The sequence below is a fragment of the Pseudomonas sp. CBC3 genome (assembly GCF_037967085.1).
In the GTDB taxonomy this organism is placed as follows: domain Bacteria; phylum Pseudomonadota; class Gammaproteobacteria; order Pseudomonadales; family Pseudomonadaceae; genus Stutzerimonas.
Genome location: NZ_JBANEO010000001.1, coordinates 1,045,288 through 1,062,445, shown reverse-complemented (window position 1 = coordinate 1,062,445; position 17,158 = coordinate 1,045,288). Strand labels below are relative to the sequence as shown.

Annotated in this window: 15 protein-coding genes; 12 read left to right on the top strand and 3 right to left on the bottom strand. The window is 63.2% G+C overall.

Features of this window, described 5'->3' with window-relative positions; all coding sequences use genetic code 11:
- Positions 1-69: 69 nt before the first annotated feature.
- The 10 genes from V6943_RS04850 to V6943_RS04805 all read left to right on the top strand — a co-directional run bounded on the left by V6943_RS04850 (position 70) and on the right by V6943_RS04805 (position 11,966).
- Positions 70-456, top strand: a complete 387-nt coding sequence (locus V6943_RS04850; protein ID WP_131649078.1) for a response regulator — start codon at positions 70-72, stop codon at positions 454-456.
- A 44-nt stretch (positions 457-500) separates the two neighbouring features.
- Complete coding sequence (locus V6943_RS04845; protein WP_181103281.1) at positions 501-2,903, top strand: PAS domain S-box protein; 2,403 nt, start codon at positions 501-503, stop codon at positions 2,901-2,903.
- The gene (locus V6943_RS04840) at positions 2,900-3,289 is read left to right on the top strand and encodes a response regulator (RefSeq protein ID WP_131649080.1); all 390 of its coding nucleotides are present in this window, start codon (positions 2,900-2,902) and stop codon (positions 3,287-3,289) included. The genes V6943_RS04845 and V6943_RS04840 overlap by 4 nt, the downstream gene beginning before the upstream one ends.
- Complete coding sequence (locus tag V6943_RS04835) at positions 3,282-4,919, top strand: diguanylate cyclase (protein ID WP_340552767.1); 1,638 nt, start codon at positions 3,282-3,284, stop codon at positions 4,917-4,919. The genes V6943_RS04840 and V6943_RS04835 overlap by 8 nt, the downstream gene beginning before the upstream one ends.
- A 147-nt stretch (positions 4,920-5,066) precedes the next feature.
- On the top strand, positions 5,067-7,937 hold the full coding sequence (locus tag V6943_RS04830) for a CHASE3 domain-containing protein (RefSeq protein WP_340552766.1): 2,871 nt from the start codon (positions 5,067-5,069) through the stop codon (positions 7,935-7,937).
- Positions 7,934-8,323 carry a response regulator transcription factor gene (locus tag V6943_RS04825; RefSeq protein ID WP_131649083.1) on the top strand — a complete coding sequence of 130 codons (390 nt, stop codon included), beginning with the start codon at positions 7,934-7,936 and terminating at the stop codon, positions 8,321-8,323. The genes V6943_RS04830 and V6943_RS04825 overlap by 4 nt, the downstream gene beginning before the upstream one ends.
- Positions 8,320-9,450, top strand: coding sequence for a YaiO family outer membrane beta-barrel protein (locus V6943_RS04820; RefSeq protein WP_340552765.1), 1,131 nt, complete (start codon positions 8,320-8,322; stop codon positions 9,448-9,450). The genes V6943_RS04825 and V6943_RS04820 overlap by 4 nt, the downstream gene beginning before the upstream one ends.
- Positions 9,440-9,805 (top strand): hypothetical protein, encoded by a 366-nt coding sequence (locus V6943_RS04815; RefSeq protein WP_340552764.1) that lies wholly within the window; start codon positions 9,440-9,442, stop codon positions 9,803-9,805. Before V6943_RS04820 ends, V6943_RS04815 begins: the two co-directional genes overlap by 11 nt.
- Entirely contained in the window at positions 9,802-10,569 is a 768-nt protein-coding gene (locus tag V6943_RS04810) for a HEAT repeat domain-containing protein (RefSeq protein WP_340552763.1), read from the top strand. The genes V6943_RS04815 and V6943_RS04810 overlap by 4 nt, the downstream gene beginning before the upstream one ends.
- Complete coding sequence (locus V6943_RS04805; RefSeq protein WP_340552762.1) at positions 10,566-11,966, top strand: glycosyltransferase family 2 protein; 1,401 nt, start codon at positions 10,566-10,568, stop codon at positions 11,964-11,966. Before V6943_RS04810 ends, V6943_RS04805 begins: the two co-directional genes overlap by 4 nt.
- Positions 11,967-12,157: 191 nt before the next feature.
- Here the strand turns inward: V6943_RS04805 and V6943_RS04800 are convergent, their stop codons facing one another.
- On the bottom strand, positions 12,158-13,651 hold the full coding sequence (locus tag V6943_RS04800) for an aldehyde dehydrogenase (protein WP_197445360.1): 1,494 nt from the start codon (positions 13,649-13,651) through the stop codon (positions 12,158-12,160).
- A 200-nt stretch (positions 13,652-13,851) separates the two neighbouring features.
- On the opposite strand from V6943_RS04800, the gene V6943_RS04795 reads away from it, so the two are divergent.
- The gene (locus V6943_RS04795; RefSeq protein WP_340552761.1) at positions 13,852-15,180 is read left to right on the top strand and encodes an aspartate aminotransferase family protein; all 1,329 of its coding nucleotides are present in this window, start codon (positions 13,852-13,854) and stop codon (positions 15,178-15,180) included.
- Between the two features lie 266 nt (positions 15,181-15,446).
- On the opposite strand, the gene rpmG is transcribed toward V6943_RS04795, so the two are convergent.
- Together rpmG and rpmB are read right to left on the bottom strand one after the other, a co-directional pair.
- Positions 15,447-15,602, bottom strand: a complete 156-nt coding sequence (gene rpmG, locus V6943_RS04790) for a 50S ribosomal protein L33 (protein WP_025243687.1) — start codon at positions 15,600-15,602, stop codon at positions 15,447-15,449.
- An 11-nt stretch (positions 15,603-15,613) separates the two neighbouring features.
- Positions 15,614-15,850, bottom strand: coding sequence for a 50S ribosomal protein L28 (gene rpmB / locus V6943_RS04785; protein WP_019339373.1), 237 nt, complete (start codon positions 15,848-15,850; stop codon positions 15,614-15,616).
- A 521-nt stretch (positions 15,851-16,371) separates the two neighbouring features.
- On the opposite strand from rpmB, the gene V6943_RS04780 reads away from it, so the two are divergent.
- Complete coding sequence (locus V6943_RS04780) at positions 16,372-17,154, top strand: IclR family transcriptional regulator (RefSeq protein WP_131649090.1); 783 nt, start codon at positions 16,372-16,374, stop codon at positions 17,152-17,154.
- Positions 17,155-17,158: the final 4 nt, after the last annotated feature.

Sequence of the window (17,158 nt, the reverse complement as noted above, 5' to 3'; positions counted from 1 at the left end):
GTCGGCGGGCAAGCTGGCACACTGCTCGCCTGATCGTTCGCAAGGCGCACTGGCCGACGGAGGCACCGCATGACCGAGCTGAAACGGATACTCCACGTCGAGGACGATCCTTCCATACAGGCGGTGACGAAAGTCGCACTGGAAGCCATCGGCGGCTATCAGGTACGGTCTTGCTCGTCCGGCCTGCAGGCGCTGGAGGAGGTCGAAGAGTTCGATCCCCACTTCATTCTGCTCGATGTGATGATGCCCGGTATGGGCGGCGCCGAAACCCTGACCCGGCTCAGCGAGCGGATCGACCTGACTCAGGTACCGGTCGCCTTCATGACCGCCAAGGTCCAGCCGGGGGAAATAGAACATTTGCGCAAGCTCGGCGCGCGCGACGTGATTATCAAACCCTTCGATCCGATGCGCTTGGCCAGCCAGATTCGCGCAATCTGGGATTCCGGTCGCGCATGAGTCGACGGCGTCCAGCCCTCAAACAAGTGAGACAGGTCAGCCAGATGGAGCCACCGAAAGCGATGCCGGCACCCTCGCCACCGCGCGAGCTGTCTCGACTCGCCGCGCTGTTGCGTTACGAGATTCTCGACACGCCAGATGAATCCGCCTTCGACGATTTCACCCAACTGGCCTCGTATATTTGCGACACACCGATCGCGCTGATCTCGCTGGTCGACGACCATCGTCAGTGGTTCAAGAGCCGCCTCGGTCTGGACGTCAGCGAAACCCCTCGCGGCATTTCCTTCTGCACCCACACCATCGAGGGTGACGGCCTTTTCGAAGTCCATGACGCACAACGGGACCAGCGCTTTCGCCACAACCCGCTGGTGACCGGCGAGCCGCACATCCGCTTCTATGCCGGCGCGCCGCTGACCACGCCGGATGGCTACAACCTCGGCACCCTGTGCGTGATCGACCGGCAACCGCGCCGCCTGAGCGAAGGCCAGCGCGACGCATTGATGCGCCTGAGTCGGCAGATCATGCGCTTGTTCGAAGAGCGTCTGCAGGGACACCGCTACGCCGAGCAGGCAGCGCTGCACCAGGCCCTGCTCAACAGCGCCGCCAGTGCGATGGTGCTGACCACCGCTGACGGCCGAATTTCGGGCGTCAACCCGACCGCCGAGCGCCTGTTCGGGTATTCCGAGCGGATGCTGATCGACCGTTCACTGACCACGGCACTGTTCCCGCTGGATGCCCTGGTCCGACGCGCCGCCATTCTTAGCAACGAGCTGGGTGAGACCGTCGAGCCGGGATTTGCCGTGCTCATCGCGCCGCTGATCGAAGGGCGGCGTGAAATGCGTGAGTGGCGTCTGTTGCACCGAAACGGCAACAGCGTGCCGGTGCTGCTGAACGTCTCGGCGATCCATGACGAACACGAACAGCTGCACGGTTATATCGTCAGCGCCTATGACCTGGCCCATCAGGAGAACCTGCAGCTACGTCTGCAGCAGATCGCCGCGCAGGTACCGGGCCTGCTGTTCCAGTTCTGCTGGCGCCCCGACGGCAGCAGCTCGTTTCCCTATCTCAGCGAAGGGCTCGAGGACATCTACGGATTGAGTGCCGCCGAAATGGCACCGAGCATCGCGCCGATCTATTCCCGGGTTCATCTGGATGATCGCGCGCGCGTGCTGGCGAGCATACGACATGCCGCCGCTACCCTGACGCCCTGGCATTTCGAGCACCGCATCGACCACCCGCGCAAAGGTGTCATCTGGGTCGAGGCGCGCGCCACGCCGATGCGCCAGGCGGATGGTTCTGTGCTCTGGCACGGTCTGGTGACCGATATCACCGAACGCAAGGCCGAGCAGACCGAACTGGACAAACAGCAGGAAATGAACCGACGCCTGCTCGAAGCGCTGTCCGAAGCCGTGGTGGCCTGCGATGCCGAAGGCAACCTGACGCTGTTCAACAATACCGCGCGGCTCTGGCATGGCCTGGACGCAGCGCAGCTCTCACCGGAACAGTGGCCGGAGTATTACCGCCTCTTTCAGGCGGACGGCGTGACGCCGATGCCCTATGACCAGGTCCCGCTGCTGCGTGCGCTGCGTGGCGAACGCATCCGCAACCAGGAGATGACGATCGTAGTGCACGGCACGGCCCGGCACGTGCTGGCCAATGCCGATCCGATGTTCGCATCCGACGGCCAGCAGAATGGCGCGGTAGTGGTGCTGCACGACATCACCGAGCGCAAGCAGGTCGAGATTCTGCAGCGCGACTTCGTCTCGACCGTCAGCCACGAGCTGCGCACGCCGCTGACCTCCATTACCGCCTCGCTGGGGCTGATCTGTGGCGAGATCGTCGGCGAGGTGCCCGCGCATCTGCAGGAGCTGTTGGACATCGCTCACCAGAACAGCAAGCGCCTGAGTGCGCTGATCGACGACCTGCTGGATATCGACAAGCTCTATGCCGGCAAGATGCGTTTCGAAATGCAGCGGCAACCCTTGCAGCCGTTGCTGGAGCAGGCGCTGCGCAGCAACCAGGGCTACGCCGAGAGCTACACTGTCAGTATCGAGTTGGGGAGCTGCCCGGCCGTGTCGATCGAGGTCGACACGATGCGTCTGGAGCAGGTATTGAGCAACCTGCTGTCCAACGCCGCCAAGTATTCTCCGCCCGGCGAAACCATCGAGCTATGGGCCGAAACGGTCGATGACGCCAAGGTGCGTGTCAGCGTGCGCGACAAGGGGCCGGGGATCGCCGATACCTTCCGCGAGCGCATATTCAGCAAGTTCGCTCAGGCGGATTCGTCGGACACGCGCCAGCAAGGCGGCACCGGCCTTGGCCTGGCCATCAGCAAGGAGCTGATCGAGCATATGCACGGACAGATCGGTTTCGACTCGATACCCGGCGCAGGCGCCTGCTTCTGGTTCGAGTTGCCTTGCTATCCGCCGCAGGAGACTCGGCTGTGAGGCCATTGCAGCGGATTCTTCACGTCGAGGATGTGCCATCCATTCAGGTGGTGACCCGCATCGCCCTGGAGAAGCTCGGCGGCTTCGAGGTGCTCAGCTGCGCGTCCGGGCAGGAGGCGCTGGCGCGCGCCCAGCGGTTCGCGCCAGACATGATTCTGCTCGATGTGATGCTGCCGCAGATGGGCGGCCTGGAGCTGCTGCGCCAGCTCTCGTCATTGCTCGATCTGCAGCACACACCGGTCGTGTTGCTGACCGGGCAGCAGGAAGAGCCCGCCAGCCCTGCCGAGCTGCGCCAACTCGGCGTGCGCAAGCTGCTGAGAAAGCCCTTCGATCCCCTGCAACTGTCCGCACAATTAAAAGACGTATGGAATGCCGAACATGAGTGACAGCGCCCGCGAAGCGCTGCAAAGCCAATTGCAGGCGCTGAATGAGAAATTCGCCGAACGCCTGAGCGACGAGCTGGCGGAACTCGAGCACCTCGTCGAGCAGCTGTCGCAGGCTGACGAGCCGGAGCAACGCCGGCAGCGGATGCTCGACCTCCATGAACGCTTGCATCGCCTTGCCGGCACCGCGGGCACCTTCGGTTTCACCGCGCTGGGGCAGCGGTCACGGTTGCTGGAGCAGAGCGCGGACGGCTGGCTGCAAGCCGCCAACCCCGATCCGCAGCTGCTTGTCGAGTTCGCCCAGGCAGTTCGCCAGCTGGCCACCGATGCACCGCTCAGCGACTCGGCCAGCACCCCGTTCGATCAGCCCGAAGCGCACGAACCGCCTGCCGCTCATCGCATCTACCTGCTTGAAAGCGATCCCGCGGCGGGCCAGGAGATGTGCCAAACCCTCGGCAACTTTGGCTACGAGGTGCTGCTGTTTCAGGAAATCGCCTTGTTGCGAACGGCCATGAACGGACAGCTGCCGAACGCCCTCATCATCAGCCGGCACGATGGCGAACTCGAGCAGGTGAGCGCACTGCAGCAGACCCTGGAGTCGCCGCTGCCGCTACTGGTGATCGATCATCGCGAGGATTTCGCCAGTCAGTTGGCCGCCGTACGGGCGGGCGCAAAGGGCTACTTCACGCGCCCAGTGGATGTCACACGGCTGGAGAATCGCCTCGAAAATTGCCTCAATCTACAGCTGAACGAGCCCTATCGCGTGCTTATCATCGACGACGACGTCGATCTGGCCGCTCGTTACAGCCTCGTACTGCGTAACTCGCAAATGCTGGTGCAGACCCTGACCGATCCTGGCGAGCTGTTCGAGGTCATGCGCACGTTCAACCCTGAAATCCTCTTGCTCGACGTCAACATGCCAGAGCTCTCCGGCCCGGAGCTGGCGCAGATCATCCGCCTGAACGACGATTGGCTACGGGTGACCATCATCTATCTGTCGGCCGAAACCGACGTCAATCGGCAAATGGCGGCCTTGCTCAAGGCCGGCGACGATTTCATCACCAAACCCATCAGCGACAACGCGCTGATCGCCGCCGTGTTCTCCCATGCCCAGCGCGCCCGATCGCTGAGCACGGCGCTTTCACGCGACAGCCTGACCGGACTGCTCAAGCACGCCGACATCAAGGAGCATGTCGCCCTGGAAGTGGAGCGCTCGCTGCGCAGCGGCAATCCGGCCAGCGTGGTGATGCTCGACCTCGACCACTTCAAGCAGGTCAACGACCAGTACGGCCATGCCGCCGGTGACAACGTGATCCGCTCGCTGGCCAATCTGATGCACCAACGGTTGCGCCGCATCGACAGCCTGGGCCGCTACGGCGGCGAGGAGTTCGTAGCGGTACTGCCCAACTGTACCGCTGAGCAGGCACGGCAGATTTTCGACGAGATCCGCCAGCGCTTCGCGGAGCTGCGCTTCCACGCGGGCGAGCAGACATTCAACGTCACCCTCAGCGCCGGCATCAGCGCCACCGATGGCCATGCCAGCCCCAGCACCTTGTTGGAGCACGCCGACCAAGCGCTCTATGCTGCCAAGCACAAGGGCCGCAACCGGATCGAAATCGCCCAGCCGAAGTGATCGCTGCGCCGGGGCACGCGAACCGCTGCATGGCGATCGACTCTAACTAAAACTGCCTGAAGCTGGCGGTTGGGTATCTTCACGCCGAATGCTGCGAACCCACTCGCCGCGACACCGACAACCGTTACCGGCGAAAGGAGCTCCGCTTTGCCTGCAAAGCCCGCGACAAGCTGGCATTCACTCGCTTTCCTGGTCGCTTTCGTTCTGCTCGTCGCGCTCGGCTGGCAAGGCAAGCGCAGTCAGGAAGCACTGCTGGAAGCCAACCAGTCGGTCAACCACAGCCTGGAAGTCATCACGGCTACCCAGGCGATACTGTCGTCGCTGCAGGATATCGAGACCGGCGTTCGCGGCTTCGTTCTAACCGGCGAGCGCACCTACCTCGAGCCCTACGAGCGCGGCCTGATGCAGCTGGAGCAGCATCGCCGCAGGCTACAGATGCTCACCCGCGATTCCACATACCCCGCCCCGCCATGGTTCGACCGGCTCGACGAAAAAATAGCCGAGCGCCTGCTGATCGCCGCCGACAATATCCAGACGCGCCGTGATACCGGCTTGCAAACCGCAGCCGCCTACCTCGCGCAAGCCGGGGGCAAAGAGGTCATGGATCAGCTCCGAGTATTGCTCACCGCGGTGGAACAACACGAGCGCCGTCACCTCGCCGCGGGCAACCGCGCCGTGGCCGAGACCGTCGAGCACAACCGGCAATTCGCGCTGATCGGCAGTTTGCTGGTGGTCATCCTGTTTCTCGCCGCCATGTGGTCGGTCCGGCGCAATCTACGGCTGCGCCAGGCGCTGACGGTCAAGGCGCAAGCCGGCGAGGCGCGCCTGGGCGCGCTGTTGCAAGCGATTCCGGACAACCTCTACGCCGTTGATGACGCGCATCGGGTATCTGCCCTGTCCCAGCCGAACGACAGGCGCGGCCCATCGCCTGGGGCAATCGAGCCATTGCTGGCAGGGTTGCTGCCGCAGGCGGACGACGCTCCGAAGCTGCGCTATACAACCTGGTGCGAGCTCGAACGGCAACGGATATTCGAGGTACGGCTGGCGCCTACCGGGCTCGGCGACCACTTGGCCATCGCCCGCGACATCACCGAACTGCAGCGCAGCCGGGATACCCTCGAAGATCAAAAGACCTACATGCGACGGGTCGCCGATACCAATGAAAACCTGATTTTCGTACGCGACGAGACTGGCCGCTTCGTGCTCTGCAACCGCGCGTTTTCCGCTCTGCTCGATTATTCACCCGAAGCCATCGAGCAGCATCGAGCCGACGAGATTACCGGCGCACAGCTGTTGTTGCCGCTATTGCAAGGCGAAACCGAACTGTTGAGCGGCGGCGGCGAGTTGCGTATCACCGAAGTGAACATCACCGATGTGCACGGCCACGAGCGCTGGCTGCAAGTGGTCAAGCGGCCCATGACGATGACCAATGGCGCCTGCCATATCGTTACCGTTGCGGTCGATATTTCGCTGCGCAGACGCGTGGAACAGATGAAGGGCGAGTTCATCTCTACCGTCAGCCATGAATTGCGCACGCCGCTGACCGCCATTCGCGGCGCGCTGGGCATGCTGGTCGGCGGCGTGGCCGGTGAGATCGGTGAGGGCGCGCGGCCTTTGCTGGATATCGCGCACAAGAACAGCGAGCGTCTGGTACGCCTGATCAACGACATTCTCGACATCGAAAAGCTCGAAGCTGGGCATCTGTCGTTCCACTACAGCCGCTGCGATGTACGCGCGCTGTTAGAACAGACCCTGCTGGATCTCAAGCCATACGGCGATGACTATGGCGTCGGCCTGGCGCTCGTGGCCCCGGACGACACCGGGCCGATCGAGGCGACCGTCGACCCGGACAGATTCGCCCAGGTGATGGCCAATCTGCTGTCCAACGCGATCAAACATTCGCCTCACGGCGGCGTGGTCAGCGTCGATCTGCATCGCGACGGCAGTGACCTGGAGATCGGTATCCAGGATCAGGGACAGGGCATCCCGGAAAGCTTCCGCTCACGCATATTCGAACGTTTCGCCCAGGCCGATTCGTCCGATACGCGCCAGCGCGGCGGCACCGGGCTGGGGCTGGCGATCACCCGTTCGCTGGTACAGCAGATGCAGGGACAGATCGGCTTCGACTCGCAAGAGGGCCAGGGCACGCGGTTCTGGCTGCGATTACCGTTGCCGCCGCAACAGCCCGCGAGCCCGCCTGCGCCACTCCAGCCAATATCAGCCACCAGTGCGCAGCGTTCCGCGACTCGCATTCTGGTACTCGAACCCGATGCGCCCGCTGCCGAACAGCTGGCCAATGCGCTGCAACACCATGGCTACTCGACCCTGATCGCCGAGACAGCAGTCCAGGCTCGCGACCTGCTGGCCGTTTACAGCATCCAGGCGCTGACCTTGAGCCCCGCGCTGAGCGATGAGAACAGCATTGCCTTTCTGCACAACTTGCGCAGCCAGAGCGCCTATCGCCACCTGCCGGTGCTCATCGTCAGCCTGCAACCCCAGCGGCGCGACAATGACGACGGCGCGCTGCGCGGCGGCGCAGTGGGCGTGATCGACTGGCTGCACAAGCCGATCGACCCATCGCGGGTGATGGAGGTGGTTCGCGCCTGCCTGGATACCAGCGACGCTCGCCCGCGGATTCTGCACGTCGAGGACGACGAGGATCTGCGCATATTGCTGGCACGGCAGATCGCGCCGCTGGACATTGATCTGCAGGGCGCGGCCACCCTGGCCGAAGCCCGCGAGCGAATCGCCGCGCAACGCTACGACCTGGCGATCATCGACCTGATGTTGCCCGACGGTAACGGCAGCGAGCTCTTCGATCAGCTGGCCAAAACCGTCCCACCCCCGCCGGTCATCATCTTTTCCGCGCTGGACTCGCCTGTGCATGACAGTCGCCTGGCCATGCGCCAGCTGATCAAATCGCGCCACGACGGCCACGAGTTGGCCAACCTGATCCAGCACATGCTCCAACACTGGCCACCTGGCCATACTTCCGATTCTGACGAGGTCAACGCATGAGTGATTCCGGCACCCAGCGCATTCTGATGGTGGAGGACGAGGAGGATATCGCCTTCCTCATCCGTTTCATGCTCGAGCGGCACGGATTCACCGTCGAACATGCCGCAGATGGTCGCCAGGCCATCGAAAAGATCACTGCCTCGGCGCCACCCGACCTGACCCTGATGGATATCATGCTGCCCTACCACGACGGTCTCGAACTGATCGAACGGCTGCGGGCGCAACCTGGCTGGGACCGCGTGCCAGTGCTGATGCTTACCGCCAAGGCCCGCGAAGTGGACATCGTTCGGGCGCTGGAGCTGGGCGCCGATGATTACGTGACCAAGCCCTTCCAGCCGGAGGAGCTGCTGGCGCGTATCCGCCGCCTGTTAAGGAGGCCGCGATGAAACGACTGGCTCTTTTGGTAACCGTTTCCCTGCTGCCATCGCTGGCGATCGCCGATCTCTCCACTGCCCAGCGCCAGGTCGAGGCGCAGCAGTTCGATGCTGCCGAGGCGACCCTACAAGCTCATCTGGCACACCAGCCCGACGACAGCGAAGCGCAATTTCTGCTGGCACGCGTGCTCGCCTGGCAGGGCGCGCCCGAGCAGGCACTGCCGCTGTATGAAAGGCTGCTGCAACGCGACCCAGACAATGCCGACTACCTGCTCGGTCAGGGCCAGGCGCTGCTTTGGGCCGGACGGCCGCAGAGGGCATTGATCTCGCTGGAGCGGGCAGCGGAGACAGCGCCGGATTACGTCGAGGTCCAACAGGTGATGCAGCAGGCACGTGCCGCGTTGACCTCACCGGTTACCGCCACCGCGCCAGCTGCTACTGCGCCGACCCAGCGACGCCACGAACTCGAATTGTCGGCCCGCCAGGACTGGCTAGACAGCGGCTTCGACAACTGGCGCAGCCAGCGTCTGGATTACGCCTCGACGCAACCGGAAGGCCTCGGCTGGTACGGCGCGCTACTGCGCGAGCAACGTTTCGGCGAATGGGACCAAGGCGCCGAAGCCGGCGCAGTAATCCCGCTGGACGAAAACTGGACGCTGCAATCGGAGATTGGCTATCAGCCATCGCCTTACTTCCTGCCTGAGTGGCACGCCGATGCCCGTCTGCAACGGCGCCTACCAGCCGGCTTTCTCGGTGCCGCCAGCGTTCGGCGTACCGAGTACGAAACGACCCGAGTCGATCGTCTGGCCCTGAGCGCCGAGCGTTACTGGAACTCCTGGCGCGCCGGTTACACGCTGAACGTCACCGACGTGGCCAACGCAGGAACGCCGATCGGTCACGATCTGGCATTGGATTACTACTACGCTGGGCTCAGCTATGCCGGCCTTCGCCTGACGGTCGGCGAGGAAGAAGCTGTCGAGGAGCAGCAGCTGATTACCAGCGATGTGCGTGCCATCAGCCTGCAAGGCCGCCATTGGCTGGACCGCCACTGGGCGCTGTCCTGGGAGCTCGGCCACCACCGTCAGGGCGACTACTACACGCGCCGCTGGCTGCAACTCGGCCTGCGGCATGCTTTTTGAGTTGGCGGCGAACTGCCCGACCTGGCTCTGCGAATCGCCGCGCCAGGCGTGGCGGGCGGTCTGGCCGGAAGATGCCATGCTGCAATTGGCGCTTTACTGTGCGCTAGGCTTGGCCGGGCTCACCTTGCTGGTGATGCTGCAGGTCCTGCTGCTGGGCGAGGTGGCCCGCCGGCGCTCAGCGCGACGGCAGCAGTTCAACGACCAATGGCGCCCTTTCTTCGCCCTTTGCAGCCTCGGCGATACGCTGCCCGAGCCTTTACCTGTGCTGCCACGCGGTCGCCAGCTGTGGTTTTTGCTGCAATGGAATCGCACCCAGCTTCAATTGCGCGGCGCGGCGCGGCGCGGGAGCGGATGAATCGTGCGCTGGTCGCGCTGAACATGGACCGTAGGGCGCTGGCGCTGCTACGCGGGCGCGTGCAGCGCAAACTGATCGGCCTGACCTGCCTGCGCCATCTGGCCGACCCGGCCCACTGGGAGGCGGTGCAGCCATTACTCATGAGTCGCAACATGATCGTCTCGCTGGCCGCGGCGCAGACGCTGATCGCCATGGACGCCGCCCGCGCGATGCATCTGATCCTGCCCGCCGCCGCGGCACGTCCCGACTGGGCGCTGCCACGTCTGGCCAACCTTTGCCAGCAAGCCGGCGAACAGGCCGTCACCACGCCGCTGCTGATCACGCTGTCGGGCTCCGAAGATCCGCGCCGCGAGCGGCTGATCCCGCTGCTGGTCCATGGCGATCCCCGCCATGCGGCGCCCTGGGCACGGGCACGACTCGAAGAGGACTCCGCGCCGGAGCAGCTGCAGATCGCGTTGCGCTGCCTTTGCGAACTGGGCGATCCGCGTGACCGTCCCCTGCTGCTACGCGCGCTCAGGCACAGCCACGCCGATGTTCGGCTGGGGGCACTGCAAGCGCTGCACAAGCAGGCGCGCGATGACGACAGCGAGCTGTTCCTGCCCCTGCTTGGCGATCACAGCTGGTGGGTCCGTCAAACCGCAGCGGACTGTCTGGTAACGCTGCCACGCAACACGCCCGAACGGCTCCAAGCGCTGCTCGCGCAGGTGGAAGATCGCTACGGACAGGACGCACTGCGCCGTGCTATCGCCGAGGTGCGCCGATGAGCATCGACTGGCTGTGGTGGTTGCAATTGGGCTTCATCCTCTATTTCCTGCTGCTCAACGGCATGTACCTGCTGCTTAACCTGCTATCGATGGTCAGCCTGATGAGCTACATCCGTCAGCGCGCCGAAACCGGGGAGATCGCGCCTTATCTCGGCGTCGAGCCGCCGGTCTCGATACTGATGCCAGCATTCAACGAGGAAGCGACGATCCGTACCTCGGTGCGGTCGATGCTGCAGCTGCAGTACCCAGAATTCGAAGTCGTGGTCATCAACGATGGTTCGAAGGACAACACCCTGGCCGTGCTGATCGACGAGTTCGAACTGGTGCCGCATCCCGAGCCGCTTCGCCAGGCCGTGACCCATCAGCCGGTGCAGGCCATCTATCGCTCGCGGCGCTACGCCAATTTACGGGTAATCGACAAAGCCAACGGCGGCAAGGCCGACGCGCTGAATGCGGGCATCAATGCCGCGCGGTACGGGTTGTTCTGTGGCGTAGATGCCGACTCGATTCTCCAGCGCGACAGCCTGCTGCGGGTGGTTCAGCCCTTTCTCGAAGACGAGCGCACCATCGCCGCGGGCGGCACCGTGCGCATTGCCAACGGCTCGCAGGTACGCGGCGGCTTCCTGATCCGCGCTGGACTGCCAAGCAACTGGCTGGCGCGCTTTCAGATCGTCGAATACCTGCGTGCCTTCCTCTTTGGTCGCCTCGGCTGGTCGCCGATGAACGCGGTACTGATCATCTCAGGAGCCTTCGGCCTGTTCGACCGCGAGCGGGTCATGGCGGTTGGCGGCTATCGCACCGACACGGTCGGCGAGGACATGGAGCTGGTGGTGCGGCTGCATCGTTACCATCGCGAGCGGCGCATTCCCTACCGCATCCGCTATCTGCCCGACCCGATCTGCTGGACTGAGTGCCCAGAAGATATCGGCACCCTTGGCCGCCAGCGCAGCCGCTGGCAGCGCGGGTTGGCAGAGAGTCTTGGCCGTCACGCGCGCCTCGCTTTCAGCCGGCGCGGGGGTGCACCGGGATGGCTGGCCTGGCCGTTCATGGCACTGTTCGAATGGCTGGGACCGCTGATCGAGGTGGTCGGCTACGGTTTCATGATCAGCGGGTTCGTACTCGGGGTGGTGTCCTACCCGGCGTTGGCTGCTTTCCTGCTGGTAGCCATCGGCATGGGCATTCTGCTGTCAGTCAATGGCCTGCTGCTGGAAACCATGTCGTTCCGCGTCTACGAACGTCGCCGCGATATGCTGCGGCTGTTCATCATGGCCGTGCTGGAAAACTTCGGTTATCGCCAGTTGAACACACTCTGGCGTTGCCGCGGGCTGTGGCAGTGGTTTTCACGACGCAAACATCAGTGGGGCGCAATGCGCCGCAGCGGGCGCTGGGGGCAGTAGTCAGCTGGAAGCGAATAGACTGGCGCGGGGCTGAACAACGTCCAAGGTTTGCCTACATAGCCTGAAGGCTACTGCTCAGCTCCATGTGCGGTAACGGTTCACCGGTCCGCGGCAGCAGAATGGATGTGGAGGAAGCGACATCCATCCTGCTGAGGCATCTGGCTTCCCGCTTCAAGCTACCAGCTGCTCCATTAAAGTTTTATCCACGTCGCCTTCAGCTCGGTGTACTTATCGAAGGCATGCAGCGACTTGTCGCGGCCATTTCCGGACTGCTTGAAGCCACCGAACGGCGCGGTCATGTCGCCGCCGTCGTACTGGTTGACCCAGACGCTGCCAGCCCGTAGTGCCTTAGCCGTCAAATGCGCCTTGGACAGATCCGCCGTCCACACCGCCGCGGCGAGGCCATACGGGGTGTCGTTGGCAATGGCGACGGCTTCGGCCGCCGTATCGAAGGTGATCACCGACAGCACCGGGCCGAAGATTTCCTCCTGAGCGATCTTCATCGCGTTGCTCACGCCATCGAAGATGGTCGGCTCGACATACAGCCCACCGGTGTCTTCCAGGGTCCGCTGACCGCCGATTAGCACCTGGGCGCCATCGTTGCGGCCGGCTTCGATATAGCCGAGCACGGTATCGAGCTGCTGGGTATCGACCAGCGCGCCGACATTGGTCGCCGGATCCAGCGGGTTGCCCGGCTTCCAACCCTTGAGCGCCTCGACCACCATCGGCAGGAAGCGCTCCTTCACCGAACTTTCCACCAGCAGCCGCGAGCCTGCGGTGCATACCTCGCCCTGGTTGAAGGCGATGGCGCTCGCTGCCGAACGCGCCGCCGCCGCCAGGTCCGGCGCGTCGGCGAACACGATGTTCGGGCTCTTGCCGCCGGCCTCCAGCCAGACGCGCTTCATGTTCGATTCGCCCGCGTAGATCATCAATTGCTTGGCAACTCGCGTAGAACCGGTGAATACCAGCGTATCGACATCCATGTGCAGCGCCAGCGCCTTGCCCACGGTGTGGCCGTAGCCCGGCAGCACGTTGAGCACGCCGGCCGGAATGCCCGCCTCGATCGCCAATTGCGCCATGCGGATCGCACTGAGCGGCGATTTCTCGGAGGGCTTGAGCACCACCGAATTGCCGGTGGCCAGCGCCGGGCCGAGCTTCCAGCAGGCCATCATCAACGGGAAGTTCCACGGCACGATGGCCGCCACCACACCGACCGGCTCGCGGGTGACCAGCCCTAGCTGGTCGTGCGGAGTCGCCGCCACCTCATCGTAAATCTTGTCGATCGCCTCGCCGCTCCAGCGCAGCGCGCGCGCCGCGCCCGGAATATCCACGCCCAGCGCATCGCTGATCGGCTTGCCCATATCCAGGGTTTCCAGCAACGCCAGCTCTTCGGCGTTGGCTTCGAGCAGGTCGGCGAAGCGGATCATCACCGCCTTGCGCTTGGCCGGTGCCAGGCGCGACCAGACACCCGATTCGAAGGCCATCCGCGCGCTGAGCACGGCGCGGTCGGCATCGGCTTCGTCGCAGCTCGCCACTTGCGCCAGCACGCGACCATCGACCGGGCTGATGCAATCAAAACTGGCGGCAGCACTGGATGCGGTGTATTCGCCCTGAATGAAGGCCCGGCCTTCGATGCGCAGGTCGCGGGCACGCTGTTGCCAATCGGCGAGTGTCAGGGTGGTCATGGGGCGTCCTCGGTAACAGTCGAATAATCAGAAAGGCACCCTAAACCAGCGGCGCCAGCCCTATCAATATTTTTTACGCAGGCGCGGCTTTTGCCTTGTTTTGTTCGATTTATTAAACATAGACTCGCCGATGCCGCTGTGCGTCTGCAATGACGTCGCGTTACAGCATAGTCGTCAAACCTGCCCTTCCGGAGCTAGTCATGGCTAACGATCTGCACCCCACCACCTCTGCCGAACATTTCTGGATGCCTTTCACCGCCAATCGCCAGTTCAAGGGCAGCCCGCGCCTGCTGGAGCGCGCCGAAGGCATGTACTACACCGACAGCGACGGTCGGCAGGTGATCGATGGAACGGCTGGGCTTTGGTGCTGCAATGCCGGTCATGGGCGCCGGGAAATCACCGAGGCGGTGAGCCGGCAGATCGCCCAGATGGATTTCGCGCCGACCTTTCAGATGGGTCATCCGCTGCCCTTCGAGTTGGCCGAACGGCTGACACAAATCAGCCCGACGGGCCTGAACCGGGTGTTCTTTACCAACTCTGGGTCCGAGTCGGCCGACACCGCACTGAAAGTCGCCCTGGCCTATCAACGGGCTATCGGCCAGGGCAGCCGCACCCGGTTGATCGGTCGTGAGTTGGCCTATCACGGCGTCGGTTTTGGCGGCATCTCGGTCGGCGGCATGGGCAACAACCGCAAGGCGTTCGGCAATTCGCTACTACCGGGCGTCGATCATCTGCCGCATACGCTGGATCTGCAGCGCAACGCATTCAGCCGTGGTCTGCCGCAACATGGCGCCGAGAAAGCCGATGAGCTGGAGCGGCTGGTCACGCTGCATGGCGCGGAAAACATTGCCGCCGTGATCGTCGAACCGATGTCTGGCTCGGCGGGCGTGATATTGCCGCCGGTGGGCTATCTGCAGCGCTTGCGCGAGATCACCGCCAGGCACGGCATCCTGCTGATTTTCGACGAGGTGATTACCGGTTTCGGCCGCATCGGCGAGGCCTTCGCCGCCCAGCGCTGGGGCGTCACGCCGGACATCATTACCTGCGCCAAGGGCCTGACCAATGGTGCGATTCCAATGGGCGCGGTGCTGGTTTCCGAACAGATTCACGATGCTTTCATGCAGGGCCCGGAAAGCGTCATCGAGTTCTTCCACGGCTACACCTATTCGGGCCACCCGGTGGCCTGCGCCGCGGCCCTGGCGACTCTGGAGATTTATCAGCGGGAAAATCTGTTCCAGAAAGCCATTGAGATGGAGCGCTACTGGCAGGATGCGCTGTTCAGCCTGCAGGAGCTGCCGAACGTGACCGACATCCGTACTGCGGGGCTGGTTGGCGGTATTCAGTTCGCCACCCATGCCGATGGCGTTGGCAAGCGCGGCTACGAGGTGTTCCGTCAGTGCTTCGAGGATGGTCTGCTGGCCCGCGCCAGTGGCGACACCATCGCTCTGTCACCGGCGCTGATCGTCGAGCGCGAACACATCGACGCGATGATCGAACGCCTTGCCGATGCGATCCGCAAGGCTGCCTGACAGACGCCGAAACAAATGGCCCGACACGTCATGCTGGGTTTGTAGGCGGGTCGGCCTCAGTGCAAAAGCGCTGCTTCGCCGGCACATTTGCGCCCGTTCGCCGCGAGGGCGCACCTCTCACAAAACGATACGGTGAGTGCTTGTGCCTTTGTGGGAGGCCCGCCCTCGGGGCGAAGCTTTTTGGCTTCCTGGCAGCCTGAACAAAGCAACACGCCAAAACGAAAAAACCCGCCGAGTGGCGGGTTTTTCCTTCAAGGGCCGATCAATTACTTGATCTTGGCTTCCTTGTACATCACGTGCTTGCGCACGACAGGATCGAATTTCTTGATTTCGAGCTTGTCGGGGGTGGTGCGCTTGTTCTTGTCGGTGGTGTAGAAGTGGCCGGTACCGGCGCTGGACACCAAACGGATCAGGTCACGCATGATAGTTCTCCTTAAACCTTTTCGCCGCGAGCGCGGAGTTCAGCCAGAACGGCGTCGATGCCGCGCTTGTCGATAACGCGCATGCCTTTGGCAGTCAGGCGCAGACGTACGAAGCGGTTCTCGGACTCGACCCAGAAGCGATGATGCTGCAGGTTCGGCAGAAAACGACGACGGGTTTTGTTGTTCGCGTGGGAAATGTTGTTCCCGGTTACCGGACCCTTACCGGTAACTTGACAGACTCTCGACATGCCTCAGCCCTCTAAAACCACATGCCCAACCCGGCATGGGTTGGCCGCTTGAATTCACTTGTCTTTTGGCGCTCAGCGCCACGTTTCATTGGGGTCTTACCGGCTACGCGGCAAGCGAAGAAACCGGGCCCCTAGAAAAGAGCGCTGCTTTATATCAGAAAGCCCCCCGAGCAACAAGCGCGGAGTGATTTTTCCGTACCGGCTCACACAGCCTTCAAGCGCTCGCGGGCTGGCATCTCACGACTTGCAGCGATGCACCGTTCGTCGCCTGTTATTCGGTACCCGCTTAGTAGATGGAGTTACAGCACGCTACGCGCCTTCTCGCACAAAGCCTCATGACAATAACTTTAAGCAAGCAAAACAGCGAACCATTGTTTTACTGTGCAGAACACAATCTCGTTTTATTCGACTACTATGAAACAACGCCATCTACAGCAAGGCGGACTGAGCGCACTGCCAGCCATCTGGGCGATCTGCTATCGTTCGCGCCCGCTGCCACCAACAGACAGACCGACATCACCATGAGCGACGCTGAAGACATCGAGAATCCCAAGGACCGCAAATTCGTCGAGGCCCTGTCTCGCGGGCTGGACGTACTGCGCGCCTTCACCCACGGCTCGGTGGTGATGGGCAACCAGGACATCGCACGCATCACCGGACTACCCAAGCCCACGGTGTCGCGCATGACCTACACCCTGACCAAGCTCGGCTACCTCAGCTACTCGCAGCAACTGGAGAAGTATCAGCTCGATTCCGGCGTGCTGGCCCTGGGCTATGCCTATGTGTCCAATCTGCGTGTGCGTCAGCTGGCCAAGCCGTACATGGACGAGTTCTCCCGTCGCACCAACACTTCCGTAGGCCTGACCTGCCGCGACCGGCTGTCGATGATCTACATCGAAAACTGCCGTCCTGCCGAGGTTTCGACGCTGCGCATGGACGCCGGCGTGCGCCTGCCGCTGGCCACCACCGCGGCGGGCCGGGCCTTTCTCGCCGCCACGCCAGAAAAGGAGCGTGAGCACCTGATGGCGGCGCTGGAAACCAAGTATGGGGAAGACTGGCCAACGATGAAGCAGTCGCTGGAAGTGTCCTTCGAGGAATACCGCCAGCATGGGTTCTGCCTGTCTCTGGGCGACTGGGACCGCAACGTTAAAGCCGCTGGCGTGCCACTGCATCTGGCCGACGGCAGCGTCATGGCGCTGACTTGCGGTGCCCCGTCATTCCAACTCAGCGAAGAAACCCTCAGGGGTTCGCTGGCGCACCAGCTGGAAATGCTGGCTCGCGATATCGAAAGCCTAGGCGTCTGACCCG

Excerpts from the sequence above, each read along its gene's own strand:
- V6943_RS04850 (WP_131649078.1), top strand. The coding sequence starts at position 70 with ATGACCGAGCTGAAACGGATACTCCACGTCGAGGACGATCCTTCCATA.
- V6943_RS04845 (WP_181103281.1), top strand. The coding sequence starts at position 501 with ATGGAGCCACCGAAAGCGATGCCGGCACCCTCGCCACCGCGCGAGCTG.
- V6943_RS04835 (WP_340552767.1), top strand. The coding sequence starts at position 3,282 with ATGAGTGACAGCGCCCGCGAAGCGCTGCAAAGCCAATTGCAGGCGCTG.
- V6943_RS04825 (WP_131649083.1), top strand. The coding sequence starts at position 7,934 with ATGAGTGATTCCGGCACCCAGCGCATTCTGATGGTGGAGGACGAGGAG.
- V6943_RS04820 (WP_340552765.1), top strand. The coding sequence starts at position 8,320 with ATGAAACGACTGGCTCTTTTGGTAACCGTTTCCCTGCTGCCATCGCTG.
- V6943_RS04815 (WP_340552764.1), top strand. The coding sequence starts at position 9,440 with ATGCTTTTTGAGTTGGCGGCGAACTGCCCGACCTGGCTCTGCGAATCG.
- V6943_RS04810 (WP_340552763.1), top strand. The coding sequence starts at position 9,802 with ATGAATCGTGCGCTGGTCGCGCTGAACATGGACCGTAGGGCGCTGGCG.
- V6943_RS04805 (WP_340552762.1), top strand. The coding sequence starts at position 10,566 with ATGAGCATCGACTGGCTGTGGTGGTTGCAATTGGGCTTCATCCTCTAT.
- V6943_RS04800 (WP_197445360.1), bottom strand. The coding sequence starts at position 13,651 with ATGACCACCCTGACACTCGCCGATTGGCAACAGCGTGCCCGCGACCTG.
- V6943_RS04795 (WP_340552761.1), top strand. The coding sequence starts at position 13,852 with ATGGCTAACGATCTGCACCCCACCACCTCTGCCGAACATTTCTGGATG.
- rpmG (WP_025243687.1), bottom strand. The coding sequence starts at position 15,602 with ATGCGTGACCTGATCCGTTTGGTGTCCAGCGCCGGTACCGGCCACTTC.
- rpmB (WP_019339373.1), bottom strand. The coding sequence starts at position 15,850 with ATGTCGAGAGTCTGTCAAGTTACCGGTAAGGGTCCGGTAACCGGGAAC.
- V6943_RS04780 (WP_131649090.1), top strand. The coding sequence starts at position 16,372 with ATGAGCGACGCTGAAGACATCGAGAATCCCAAGGACCGCAAATTCGTC.